The sequence below is a fragment of the Candidatus Rickettsia kedanie genome (genome assembly GCF_045865205.1).
In the GTDB taxonomy this organism is placed as follows: domain Bacteria; phylum Pseudomonadota; class Alphaproteobacteria; order Rickettsiales; family Rickettsiaceae; genus Rickettsia; species Rickettsia australis.
Map to the genome: position 1 here is coordinate 1 of NZ_BAABMM010000025.1, position 11,984 is coordinate 11,984.

Sequence of the window (11,984 nt, forward strand, 5' to 3'; positions counted from 1 at the left end):
CTTCCATACTGTCTGGCAATTTTATATTGCTGCTATCAAGTAACTTAACGTTATTAAATTTCTGTAATATCCCGCAATCAAGCTTAAAACTATTTGCAAATAAACCGATACTTTCTTCATACATACTCCTAGTTTACCGCTTATAGCAAATTTGCTACAGTCTATAAAAAAACTTGATGGTTTACAAAGGTAACGCTTTTGTGAATGCCTATAACTCCTCTACTTCTGAAGTGCAAGAAATTTGGGATGCTAGAGTATCGAAGCATTGTTTAAGTAAGTTGGCTGCATTTATTGAAAAGAAGTTCAGCAAAGAGAGTGCTATAGGATATAAAGAATATGCTGCTCTTAGAGAATATAGCAGTTTGCCAAAACATAAAAAAGAGTCATTAAAAATCTTGTTATCAGATGATAATTATCTTATAAAACTAGATAATTATATTAAAGCTCATTTTTTTTTTTTTTGAAATAGGATGTATAGGTACTGCTTTTGAAACAATAGCTAAAGCAGGAATAATAGGTGAGATAACGCAGCATCTTCATTTTGAAGATAGCACACTAAAATAGCAGGTAGCAGTTTGGATAATGATATTGTTTAAAGGGATGTTATCTTTCATATTAAAAAATACTTTATTTTAGTTAGTAGTTTATGTTATTAATAATTGAGAATTATTACAGAGGTATATTATGTCTAAGAAAAAGCAGGACGATCAAATAATAAAAGAATTAGAAGAAAGATTAGCAAAACTTAAAGGCACTCCTCCAACACTTGAAGAATTAGAAGAAAGATTAGCAAAGCTCCAAGATAGACCTTATATCCCCAAAAAATCTGGTTATGACTCTGGTTATGAATCCGATGATGAGGTAGATAAGCTAGTTGAGAAGATACAATCCGAGGTTAAAATAGAACAAAAAAGTAAAGCTCTCAATGCTCAAAAAGACCAAGAAATACGTGATAGGCTAGATAAATTAAGAGAAGATACTACTGTAACACGAAACAAGACATCTACAAATCTTTCTTTTAATGATACTAAATCAATAATTACCGATACTATAGATGCTCATACAGATATAGCTAGTTCATATGCTACGCGATCTACTGATTTAGAGGCAAAAAAAGCATTATTTAATTTAGCTAATAATCTCACTGAAGCTAGAGATATTATTAGGGATACACCTCCTATATCTAAAGAATATGAGCCTAAAATATTAGATGTTATTGCTAGAGAACTCGGTAAAATTTATGAAGGAATAACGAAAATAGCTTTGCCTGCAGTTAATATTATAAAAGAAATAGGCAGTAGTCTTGTTAATTCGATTAAATCACTTTCTCAAAAATCTTCCAAACAACAAATAAAAGAATCTAAAATAACATTAAAGAAGTTATATAAAACATATGTTGATTTGAAAGGAGTAAAGCCAAAGATAAAAGAAGAGTTTCTTAAAAAACATTATGAGCAAATTGATCAGCTACAAACTCCTCAGGAAATATTTGTAGAAACTGCCAAAATTACTAAATCCATAAGGATAACCGGAAGACAAAAGATAAATAATCTTAAACAACAACGAATTATTAATAGAATGAAGAAGCAAAGTCCTACTGCTTGCCTGCATAATAATTCATTTACACCGTCTAATACTCCTACTAATAAAGGAAAATCTTTGAAGAGTCACCAAAGGTAAATTCTGTGTCATTCCTGCATAAGCGGGGCGTTGCTGCATGGATACCGAGTAGTCATTGAGATCAGGTGTTGTTGCGTACCAGTAAAACCTACTGCGTCACCCCGCAGCTTGACCACGTGTGGTCATAAAAACAATAAAAAATACTAATAATTTTAGCATTTTTAACTGGATACCGTGGTCAAGACACGGTATGACAGAGGTGAAACTGAGCCATGCAACAAATCCTACAGTCGCTTATAGCATTTAAAAACTATTCCACTCCTTTCATTCCGCTTGTCTTAGCTTTATCAAACGAAGTATCTTTAATTGTTGCTTCGGTAAAATCAGCATTTGTTAGGTCAGAGTTATTAAAGCCCGTCTGATCAATTTTAGCTGATTTAAATATGCTATTTGTTAATATTGAGTTTGAGAAATCTGTTTTAGTAAGTATTGCTGTAGAAAAATTAGCTTCTTTTAAAATAGAATTGTTTATTACCGTATTTGTTAAATTAGCATTTTTAAAGATACTATTTGAAAAATCTGTTCCATGAAATACTAAACTACTTAAGTCAAGATTTGTTAAATTTATATTTGTTAAGTTAGTTATTTTTTGCAAATCTTTTACCGAACTTATTACTATATTATTTGGTGGAATTTTGCTCGAATTATCGCTATTTAAAATAATATTATTAGAAACATTAGTATTAATAAAACTAGAATATGCTTGGTAGTTAATATTATTTATTTGTGAATTAGAAAGGACGGAGTTAATAACCGTAGTATTTGTTAGACTAGAATTTATTAGAGCTACTTGGTTTAAATTACCTAAAGTAATTTTAACATCTGAAAAATTTACGTTTTGTATTAAAGATTTAGAAAAATTTACATTATTAAATTGTCCGTGAGTGATATTTGAGTTTATTATTTCACTGCTGTTTAAGTCAGTATTAATCACTATAAATTGTTTAAAATCATTATTGCTAAAAATATTATTAGTATAGCTTATATTATCTAAAGTAATATTTGATCCTTTAGTTTTATTAATCCTTACAAAATTAGCATTACTATTTTTTATTGATAAATGATTAAATTTGTTATCGTTGAGACTCATATTATTTAATATAGCATTATCGATTTTAAAATGATTTAAAACTGAACTACTAATTGTACTATTTTGTAAATCACATTTAGTAAGGTTAATATTCCATAATGTTGAATCTTGAAAGGAAGCATATGAAAAGAAAGAGTTGTTACTTTGTACGTTATTAAAGTTTACTTCATTAAAAATACTTTGTGTAAAGTTAGAATCCTTAATTATTACTGCTGTTAATTTAGTGTGACTTAGGTCGCTAGATTCAAAATAATTATTAGTAAAATTGGTATTATTTATTACACTTTTTTCTAAATCCGTACCGTAAAATATTGAATTTGTTATATTAGTATTTTTAAAGCTATTATTCTTTAGGTTAGTTTTTTGAAAATTAACACCGTCGATAGTGTTATTGCGCCATAATACATGACTAAATTTAGAATTTTCAAAGTTGACATTTATTATAGTAGTTTTATTAAAAGCAGTATTGCTAAAATTTGATTGAACAAAATTTGTATTTTGTAATGTTATATTGTTAAAAATTGAACCTTGAAAGTCAGAATTATATCCGGAAATATTTTTTATTACCGAATCTGCAAAATTACTTTCTTGAATTATAGAATTTGTAAGTATAGCTTTTTCTAAATTACTACCTGCAAAATCAGCACGTAATATTTCACAGGAAGTTAAATCTATTCCTGATAAATCTTCATTTATTAGCTTTACTCCTATTAATTTAACTCCTTTTAAATTTGAACCGAACTTCTCTTTAAGGTTCACTTTAAGGTTTTTAGAATTTTGCGATATTATATAATTCCGAATTACCGTGCTTTGGCTATCCGTAAGTAAGCCATTCGCATCACGAGTAGATTCGGAGCAGCTGCTTAATAACAAATAAATAGTAATTATTGATATTACTTTAAGCATTTGCCTCCTCATATTTTTCTTCATTTATTCTATTTGTAGGAGGTATATGTAAGCTTAATAATTTTAATTTACGATGCAAAGCCGATCTTTCCATACCGACAAATGAGGATGTTTTTGAAATATTATTATTAAAACGACTCATTTGTGCCGATAGATATTGACGTTCAAAAATTTCTCTAGCTTCTCTAAGCGGCATAGATAACATATCAAAACTATCTTCACGTTTTGTGAGATTAGCACTATTTGCTAATATTTCGGAAGGTATCATATAAGGTTTGATAATTTCATTATTACCTATAGTTAATGGATTCATAATTAAAGTCCATTCAACTACATTACGTAATTGTCTGATATTACCCGGCCATTCATAGGATTGAAGAGCAGCGATAGTTTCATCAGCAAAGTTACGTTCTTTTAAACCTGAAAATTTTGAAAGCTGTTTAACAAAATATTTAACGAGTAGCGGTATATCTTCTTTTCTCTCATATAATGAGGGTACTTTTAGAGAGGATACATTAAGGCGATAATATAGATCTTCTAGGAATTTGCCGTTATTAACTTCATCTTGAATATTTTTAGAAGTACCGGTGATAATTTTTATATCAACTTTAATATTTTTTCCACAAGGCTTTGTAATAGTTTGATCTTTAAGGAATTTTAATAATTTTACCTGGATAGGAATAGGAATATTACTGACCTCATCTATATATAAAGTACCGTTATTGGCAAATTCTAAGATAGTAGGGCGTTTATTATTATTTTCCTGCTTTTCCAATTCGCCGAATAATTCTTGATTAATTTTTTCTATAGTCATACAGGTAGGGCTGAAAATAATGAACGGATTATTAACCCTTTTAGATTGTTTATGAATTAACCTTGCTGCAAGTTCTTTACCGCTACCGACTTTACCGTGAATCATTATACGACTGCTAGAGCTAGCTGCCTTTTCTATTTCCATTTTATATTTTAAAGTTACCGAACATCCGCCTACTAATTCAGTTTTATCTATAACTTTTGATTTTAAATCTATATTTTCACGTTTTAACTTTGTTACTTCGCAAGCTCTTTTAAGTAGAATAACTAATTTATCATTATTAAAAGGTTTTTCTATATAATCGTAAGCACCCATTTTTATAGCATTTACTGCTGTTTCTATAGTACCGTGACCGCTAATAATTATTACCGGCATTAAAGGATAGCGTTTTTTAATTATCTCTAAAATCCCAAGACCATCAATTTCGCTTCCTTGAAGCCAAATATCAAGTATAACTACAGAGACCGGTTTTTCGGAAAGTATTTTAAGAGCTTGAGTACTATTAGCGGCAACCTTAGGATTAAAACCTTCATCTTTCAAATTTGCAGCAATGAGATTTCGTATACTCTCTTCATCGTCTACTATTAAAACATCTAGTTGTGACATTACAATTTACCTTAATAAATATTAATCAAAGCCTAAATATATACGTTAATGCTGAATGTAAAAGAAAGCAACATTTTTTTATAACATTTTTGTCACAATAGCTATTTATAATGTAAAGGTTGGCTAAGATTACATAATATTAAAATTATTTAAGGAATTTTAATTAATTTTATTTGCAGTTTGTAGTGTTATAAATGATTATATATAATGAGGGTACTGTGTGCTATTGTCATTACCCGCGTAGGCGGAAATCTAGTGCTTTGCTGTGTCACCTCGTGGCTTGACCACGTGGTCCAGTTGCTACTAATAAAATTATTAGTATTATTAAGTTATTTTTATGGATACCGTGGTCAAGCCACGGTATAACATGGGACTTATACCACAAAGCCTCTAACAAGCAGTAAAACCAAATTTTAAAAATTATGCTTAACATCTGTTTAATTATTATTTCATTATTTATTTGCTTAATAACCTACCTATTTATCAAAAAAACAGATATTTTTACAAATTTATTGATTTTAAATAGCTGCACGACTTTAGTGAGTTTATTTATTTGCTGTTTAGGTTTATACTTAGGCAATAGTTCATATTTGGATATAGCAATTATTTACTTTCTTTTAAGCTTCATAGCAACAAACGGATATTTAAAATATTTTATACATGAGTCAAATGAAAACAAAACAGATTGATACTATAATCTTAGGATGCGGTTTGAGTGGCATGCTAACTGCACTTTCTTTTGCACAAAAGGATATAAACACTACTATATTCGAGAGTAAATCGGTAAAAAGCCCGGAGTTTTTCAAAGATATAAGAATTACTGCTTTAACGCCGCATTCCAAAAATTTCTTATGCTCTATTGATATATGGGAAGAGCTTGAAAAATTTGTGGCAAAAATGCAAGAAATATATGTAGTAGATAATAAGGCTTCAGAGATATTAGATTTATGCAATGACGATGACGCTGTACTTGGATATGTGATTAAGAATAGTGATTTTAAAAAAATACTATTGTCAAAAATAACTAATAATCCGTGGATAACATTAATTGATAATAATCAATATCAAGAGGTTATAAGCCATAATGACTACTCGATTATAAAATTTGATGATAAACAAATTAAGTGTAGTTTATTAATTATATGTGATGGAGCAAATTCAAAAGTGAAGTCTCATTATTTTGCTAATGAAATTGAAAAACCTTATCAAACTGCTCTTACATTTAATATTAAGCATGAAAATCCGCATGAAAATTGTGCTATGGAGCATTTCCTGCCGCTTGGTCCTTTTGCTTTGCTGCCTTTAAAAAATCAATATGCTTCATCCGTAATATGGTCAACTTCTTCTGATCAGGCTGCTTTAATTGTTAATTTACCTGTAGAAGAAGTTAGATTTTTAACTCAAAGAAATGCCGGTAATTCTTTAGGTAAAATTACTATTGATAGTGAGATTAGTAGTTTTCCGCTAAAAGCGCGTATAGCAAATAGATATTTTCATAATAAGATAGTGCTTATTGCCGACACTGCTCACACAGTACATCCTTTAGCAGGACAGGGGCTTAACCAGGGCATAAAGGATATAGAGACTTTGAGTATGATTGTTAGTAATAATGGTACATTACAAGAATACCAAAAGCTAAGGCAAGAGGATAATTTTATTATGTATAAGCTGACTGATGAGTTAAATAATATTTTTTCAAATTATTCCAAAAATGTAAGATGTTTAAGACAAATAGGATTTAAGGCGATAAATAATTTTAAGCCTATAAAAACCTTGATGACTAGCTATGCGATGGGGAAGAGGTGAGTGTTCCTATGTCATTCCCATGTAGGCGTGGATCCAGAAAAATAACTTAAATATTGATATAGAATTACATAATTTGGTGAAATAAACCAAAAAACAAGTTTTTTGTAGGTTTTACTGGATTCCCGCCTACGCGGGAATGACATAAAACGAGCCACGCAACAAGACCGGTCAAGCCACGGGATGATACAAGCCACGGGGGATGACAGAGGTAAAATTGATCCACGCGGGCAACGCCTTACGAGCAGCCGTAGGCTGCGTGGCAATCTCGTTAAATATCCTGAGATTGCTTCGTCAATTATTGCATAATTTCCTTGCAATGACAAAAAAGCTGAGCTATGCAATAATACCTAAAAAAGTTAGAGAGCATTCATGAGTAAAGAAAATTTAAGCAGTAAATCATCTATTAATGTTCCTGAAGAGGGAGTAAAAAATGCAGCATAGATAATCAATAAATACCTCTGAAAGAGTAGAGACTTTAGAAGCAGCACAAACAAAAGCTTCTGATCCTCCAAAGGAACGGTAATCGTAAAATAAGCCGGCAGGAAAAAGAACGCTGAAAGAGAATACGGTACTTTACGGTGCTAGAGTCGCTCGTGCCGGAATCGCTGCAAGTGGAGTAGCAATCGAAGTGGTAAAGGAGGGTAGTCAAGTTATCGCTAGTCCTGCTCATATAGTAGAAGGCGTAATTAACGTTGGAGCAAAAGTAGCAAAAGCTTATGATCCGGTTGATAAACTTCAGCAAGGTGCAAAAATTAAAGAAAAAGGGACCCCAAGTCTTGGTATTGCCGATAAGGTGCTTGATAAAATAAAAACTTTATCGGGTGCTGAAAGGGCAGCAAATGTATTAGAGACAACAGTATAAAACATTGGGTAGTAAGGCAGTAAAACGTACGGCAAAAATTGCTGGTGTCATGGTGTAGTTAGCCCTTAACCCGACGCCGGTTGGACTTGTGCTTGCTGCACTTTCTTTATCAGCCGTTGCTTATAATGTCGGAAAAGAAACTTTAGAAGTAAGAGAAGATAAGCATTTAGATAGAGAAAAAAACTTTAGAAAATATTAAAGCTAATTATGTAAAGCAAGCAGAGTTAGTAGTTGCTACTCAAATAGATAAAGGAACAGATAGTCCTGCACTTAAAAATTTCTTGGATACTATATTACCTAAAATTTATCAAGAAACTCTTGAACCTAAAAAGTTAAATACTACAAGAACTAAAGAAATTTTAAAAGCAGTTCGGGATAATGTTTTAGAAGTAGCAGCGTTAGTGGCACAAGCAAGTGCAGCAGGCGGGATTATGATCAGTTTAGCAGCCGGTCTTATTGGAAGGAGGAAGTAATGTTATAGGTGAAGCAGATACAAAATTAGTACGTTAAGTAGTTTAAAAACATCAATAGGAAATTATGAAGATAAGAAAGACTTGCTTGAAAAATAAAGGCAAGCAAAAATAGATACCAAAGCCTTAGAAGAATTTTTAGCTACAACCCCTAAAATTGATCAATTAAGTGAGGGGCAGCTAAGAGAACATTTTAATGTCACTAGAGCAAAGGTTGCAGAGAGAGCTAAATTTGCTCCTCCTGCTGAAAAAACTAATTTTGAAAAAGTTAAATCAGCAGTAAAAGCAGGAGCGGGTTATTTGGTTGAATCGCAATTTGGTGATTTAAAAGAAATATACGGTAAACAGGAAGAGCAGAAATCTAGTACCGTTCTTATTACTCCTAATATTCAAAAGCAGGAAACTCCTGAAATTGCTAAAGCAGAAGAAAAAGTCCATCATATGCAAGAAAGCTTAACGTACGGTAAGGTTACTGCTCGCAGTAATAATATATCGCCACTACCAACAGGAAGAAGTGCATCTAAGAAACAAGAATCTTCAAGAGGAGTTTAGTTGTTAGTTAAAAGTTTATAATAGTGTAATAGACTATATTTTGTCGCAGAGATGTTTAAGCTGTTCGGAAATACTAGGGGGAGCGGTGAATTTTGTAGCGATTGTTGGCAGAAGCTAGAGTTTATAGCAAGACCCTATTGCAGTATATGCGGACAAAGATTTAGTATAAAAATCTTAGATAACTGTATTTGTGGAAATTGTTATAGCAGTAAGCCTAATTATGACCTAGCTCGCAGCCTATTTAAGTTTAATGAGCATAGCAAAAAATAGTGCATTAGTTTAAATATCAGGATAAGACGATATTTGCTAAGCTTTTATATAATAGGATATAGCGAGATATAAAAGATATTGATTTAATCATACCTGTACCTATGAATAGATTTAAGAGGTTACTACGAATGTATAATCCTGCTCATATTTTAGCTATGGAAATTGCAAAAATTACCGATAAAATGTTAAAAGCCGATATTTTAACTAAATCAAGATGGACCAAGTCTCAGACTTTTTGTGCACGCAAATAACGTAAAAATAATATAAATGGTAGTATCAAATTTAACACAAAATATAATATTGTAAGTAAAAAAATCTTATTAGTTGATGATGTCATTACCACCGGTGTTACTATAAATGAATGTGCTAAAATTGTACGACAAGCGGGAGCAGGATCGGGATATGTGATGAGTGTTGCTATGACTTAGAACATCATTGCGAGCGGTCGAAGACCGTGCGGCAATCCAGGAAGATAATTAAAAAAATGCTATGCATTTTTAACTGGATTGCTTCGTCAAAATTTTCAATTTTTCCTTGCAATGACGATTAAGTAAAACCATCAAGAGTGAAGTAACTTATGCAAAATGAAATAAAAAAAATTTGTGTTATCGGTTCAGGGGTAATGGGTTCAGGGATTGCAGCGTTAATTGCTAATTCCTCTCATAAAGTCATATTACTTGATATTATCGCTAAAGATTCCGATGATCCTAATAAAATAGTAAAAAATGCTATAGAGAATTTGCATAAACAAAAACCTCCACCTTTATCTTGTTCCGATAAAGCAAATTTCATTACCATCGGTAATTTAGAACATGATTTAGATTTAATTAAAGAATGTGATTTAGTTATTGAAGTTATTGTTGAGAAGTTAGAAATCAAGCACCAATTATATAACAAAATTATTCCTTATCTTAAAGAAGATGCAATTATTGCTTCTAATACTTCTACATTACCTCTTAAAAGACTCAAAGAGAATTTACCGGATAATATCAAATCGAGATTCGTTATTACGCATTTCTTCAACCCGCCAAGATATATGGAACTGCTTGAGTTAATTATAGACCATACGGTAAAGGTTGAAGCCATAGAAAGAGTATCAGAGTTCTTAACGAAAACGCTTGGTAAAACTATAGTAAAATGTAATGATACGCCTGGCTTTATTGCTAATAGAGTAGGGTGTTTTTTACTTGAGTTAGTAGCCCGCAAAGCGATAAGTCAAAAGCTTGATTTTGTAGCTTTGGATAAAATATTTACTACATGTTTGGGGCTGCCAAGTACCAGAATTTTTGGTTTATATGATCTAATAGGACATGACGTAATGAAGTTAATATCAAGCTCATTACTTGCCGCCCTTCCTGCAAATGATGTTTATCATAAAATATATGTAAATACTCCCGTTCTTGATAAGATGATTGAGAAGAAGTTAATTGGGTGTAAAGGCGGCGGTGGGTTTTATCGTTTATCGGTATCAAATGGCAAAAAGATTCAAGAAGTTATCAATATAAACGACTTATCATATAGTCCTGTTCAAAAAGTAGATATTTCATTTAAGAATCTTGATGAGTTACTAGCTAGCGATTCGGTTTACGGTAAATTTTTTACTGAAATTATCACAGAATTTTATGTTTATTTAGCAAGCTTAGTACCATCTGTAACCGATAATATCTATGATATCGATGCTGCTATGAAGCTTGGTTACAGCTGGAAAAATACGGTCCATTTGAATTATTGACCATAGCAGCTAAAGACGGCTGGAATTCGGTAATTAAAAATACCAATTTAATATATATTGCATATCGCAATATTTAGGTAATAAAGAATATCAAAAAATCGATAAACAAAAATTTAATTCTCACAAAGATATTTTAAAGGAAAGTCAGATAGTATTAGAAAACGATTCTGCAAAGCTAATAAATTATCGTAAGAATTTAGTGTTTGTTGTTACTACGAAAATGAATTGTTTAAATCATCCAAAATATAACGATCTACAAAATAAGGTACTGAGCAAGTTTCAAACCATTCATTATAGATAAGCATAATGAAATGAGTGAAGAAGAGCTATTTGCCTATGAACGGGACATATTTTTAGAACTTGCAAAAGATCCAAACATTATAGAGAAGTTGAAAGTTGTGGTGGGGTGAGGTTCGTACATAGCTTCGCTATAAATAGCAGGAGTTGCGAATGTGCCTTTATTAACCGCTTTGATTTTATACTGATACGTCATTTTTTGATCAGAAATAGTACCGAAAATTATCACTCTATCATCACGATTATATATATATCGGTTTCCATATCATTGTTACAGGATTACGTTCTAGTATATTTACGTTATGATTATCCGGTAAAAGCTCAAAGCCTGCTGGTAATAAGTCAAGTATTACCATATTGCTCAAGGTTTTATTACTACCTGAACGCATGGTGATTTCCACCGTAATATTATCACCTAATTTTACTTTGCTGATTTCTTTATTATTTTCATTGAGATATTTTTTTGTTATCTCGATGCCTTTAACTATCTCTTTATTTTCTATTAATTGCTTATCATAGCATGAAGTTACAAGCTGATAGAAGAAGCTGTTACTTGAGGATGTTAAGTCTATATCCTTATTTTCTACCGACAGCTCAGCAATCATCACTTTATCGCCTTGTAAAGTAACTTCTTTATCTGTAGAGGTTACTTTAATACTCACATCATCTACATTGCTGATTTTATCAGCATAGGCAAGACTTGCCATAATTGCATAGCTTGCCGATAGGCTATTATAGTTATCTTTAGCAAAAAGAGCAATATCCTGTACAATGTTATAGATAAGCTTTATGAATATTTTAAGAGACGTCATTTTAAATACGACATAATAATATGGGCGGTAAGGTGGTACTGTAAGTACGGTATTAGCTACCGAGATTTAGAATAGATGTTACTAGAA

General features: G+C 31.4%; 12 protein-coding genes and 4 pseudogenes. 13 read left to right on the plus strand and 3 right to left on the minus strand.

Features of this window, described 5'->3' with window-relative positions:
* The first annotated feature begins 200 nt into the window (after positions 1 to 200).
* The 3 genes and pseudogenes from ACKTSD_RS03515 to ACKTSD_RS03525 form a co-directional block, all read left to right on the plus strand.
* Positions 201 to 464, plus strand: coding sequence for a hypothetical protein (locus tag ACKTSD_RS03515; protein ID WP_412708030.1), 264 nt, complete (start codon positions 201 to 203; stop codon positions 462 to 464).
* A gap of 220 nt (positions 465 to 684) precedes the next feature.
* Positions 685 to 1,680 (plus strand): hypothetical protein, encoded by a 996-nt coding sequence (locus tag ACKTSD_RS03520; protein WP_412708031.1) that lies wholly within the window; start codon positions 685 to 687, stop codon positions 1,678 to 1,680.
* Positions 1,681 to 1,698: 18 nt separating this feature from the next.
* Positions 1,699 to 1,906: pseudogene (locus tag ACKTSD_RS03525) on the plus strand (hypothetical protein); the annotation flags it as partial.
* A 24-nt stretch (positions 1,907 to 1,930) separates the two neighbouring features.
* Here ACKTSD_RS03525 and ACKTSD_RS03530 read toward each other — a convergent pair.
* Both ACKTSD_RS03530 and ACKTSD_RS03535 read right to left on the minus strand, forming a co-directional pair.
* On the minus strand, positions 1,931 to 3,676 hold the full coding sequence (locus ACKTSD_RS03530) for a pentapeptide repeat-containing protein (protein ID WP_412708032.1): 1,746 nt from the start codon (positions 3,674 to 3,676) through the stop codon (positions 1,931 to 1,933).
* On the minus strand, positions 3,669 to 5,096 hold the full coding sequence (locus ACKTSD_RS03535) for a sigma-54-dependent transcriptional regulator (protein WP_412708033.1): 1,428 nt from the start codon (positions 5,094 to 5,096) through the stop codon (positions 3,669 to 3,671). The genes ACKTSD_RS03530 and ACKTSD_RS03535 overlap by 8 nt, the downstream gene beginning before the upstream one ends.
* A gap of 422 nt (positions 5,097 to 5,518) precedes the next feature.
* Between ACKTSD_RS03535 and ACKTSD_RS03540 the strand changes: the two genes are divergently transcribed.
* The 10 genes and pseudogenes from ACKTSD_RS03540 to ACKTSD_RS03585 all read left to right on the plus strand — a co-directional run.
* Positions 5,519 to 5,785 carry a monovalent cation/H+ antiporter complex subunit F gene (locus tag ACKTSD_RS03540; protein ID WP_412708034.1) on the plus strand — a complete coding sequence of 89 codons (267 nt, stop codon included), beginning with the start codon at positions 5,519 to 5,521 and terminating at the stop codon, positions 5,783 to 5,785.
* The gene (gene ubiH / locus ACKTSD_RS03545) at positions 5,766 to 6,902 is read left to right on the plus strand and encodes a 2-octaprenyl-6-methoxyphenyl hydroxylase (protein WP_412708035.1); all 1,137 of its coding nucleotides are present in this window, start codon (positions 5,766 to 5,768) and stop codon (positions 6,900 to 6,902) included. Before ACKTSD_RS03540 ends, ubiH begins: the two co-directional genes overlap by 20 nt.
* A 180-nt stretch (positions 6,903 to 7,082) precedes the next feature.
* On the plus strand, positions 7,083 to 7,208 hold the full coding sequence (locus tag ACKTSD_RS03550) for a hypothetical protein (protein ID WP_412708041.1): 126 nt from the start codon (positions 7,083 to 7,085) through the stop codon (positions 7,206 to 7,208).
* 63 nt (positions 7,209 to 7,271) lie between these two features.
* Positions 7,272 to 7,522 (plus strand): annotated as a pseudogene (locus ACKTSD_RS03555) (hypothetical protein).
* A gap of 8 nt (positions 7,523 to 7,530) precedes the next feature.
* Positions 7,531 to 7,764 (plus strand): hypothetical protein, encoded by a 234-nt coding sequence (locus ACKTSD_RS03560; protein ID WP_412708036.1) that lies wholly within the window; start codon positions 7,531 to 7,533, stop codon positions 7,762 to 7,764.
* Positions 7,765 to 8,045: 281 nt separating this feature from the next.
* On the plus strand, positions 8,046 to 8,237 hold the full coding sequence (locus tag ACKTSD_RS03565; RefSeq protein WP_412708037.1) for a hypothetical protein: 192 nt from the start codon (positions 8,046 to 8,048) through the stop codon (positions 8,235 to 8,237).
* 297 nt (positions 8,238 to 8,534) lie between these two features.
* On the plus strand, positions 8,535 to 8,786 hold the full coding sequence (locus ACKTSD_RS03570) for a hypothetical protein (RefSeq protein WP_412708038.1): 252 nt from the start codon (positions 8,535 to 8,537) through the stop codon (positions 8,784 to 8,786).
* A 51-nt stretch (positions 8,787 to 8,837) separates the two neighbouring features.
* Positions 8,838 to 9,056 carry a double zinc ribbon domain-containing protein gene (locus tag ACKTSD_RS03575; protein WP_412708039.1) on the plus strand — a complete coding sequence of 73 codons (219 nt, stop codon included), beginning with the start codon at positions 8,838 to 8,840 and terminating at the stop codon, positions 9,054 to 9,056.
* A gap of 101 nt (positions 9,057 to 9,157) precedes the next feature.
* A complete protein-coding gene (locus ACKTSD_RS03580) occupies positions 9,158 to 9,307 on the plus strand; it encodes a hypothetical protein (protein WP_412708040.1) in 150 nt (49 codons plus the stop codon).
* Positions 9,308 to 9,633: 326 nt separating this feature from the next.
* Positions 9,634 to 11,056: pseudogene (locus tag ACKTSD_RS03585) on the plus strand (3-hydroxyacyl-CoA dehydrogenase family protein); the annotation flags it as partial.
* Between the two features lie 141 nt (positions 11,057 to 11,197).
* Here the strand turns inward: ACKTSD_RS03585 and ACKTSD_RS03590 are convergent.
* Positions 11,198 to 11,858 (minus strand): annotated as a pseudogene (locus ACKTSD_RS03590) (alpha-2-macroglobulin family protein); the annotation flags it as partial.
* Positions 11,859 to 11,984 lie beyond the last annotated feature (126 nt).

What these genes read in the sequence shown, in the direction of transcription:
- ACKTSD_RS03520 (WP_412708031.1), top strand. Translation starts at nt 685, where the DNA reads ATGTCTAAGAAAAAGCAGGACGATCAAATAATAAAAGAATTAGAAGAA.
- ACKTSD_RS03530 (WP_412708032.1), bottom strand. Translation starts at nt 3,676, where the DNA reads ATGCTTAAAGTAATATCAATAATTACTATTTATTTGTTATTAAGCAGC.
- ACKTSD_RS03535 (WP_412708033.1), bottom strand. Translation starts at nt 5,096, where the DNA reads ATGTCACAACTAGATGTTTTAATAGTAGACGATGAAGAGAGTATACGA.
- ACKTSD_RS03540 (WP_412708034.1), top strand. Translation starts at nt 5,519, where the DNA reads ATGCTTAACATCTGTTTAATTATTATTTCATTATTTATTTGCTTAATA.
- ubiH (WP_412708035.1), top strand. Translation starts at nt 5,766, where the DNA reads ATGAAAACAAAACAGATTGATACTATAATCTTAGGATGCGGTTTGAGT.
- ACKTSD_RS03550 (WP_412708041.1), top strand. Translation starts at nt 7,083, where the DNA reads ATGATACAAGCCACGGGGGATGACAGAGGTAAAATTGATCCACGCGGG.
- ACKTSD_RS03575 (WP_412708039.1), top strand. Translation starts at nt 8,838, where the DNA reads ATGTTTAAGCTGTTCGGAAATACTAGGGGGAGCGGTGAATTTTGTAGC.
- ACKTSD_RS03580 (WP_412708040.1), top strand. Translation starts at nt 9,158, where the DNA reads ATGAATAGATTTAAGAGGTTACTACGAATGTATAATCCTGCTCATATT.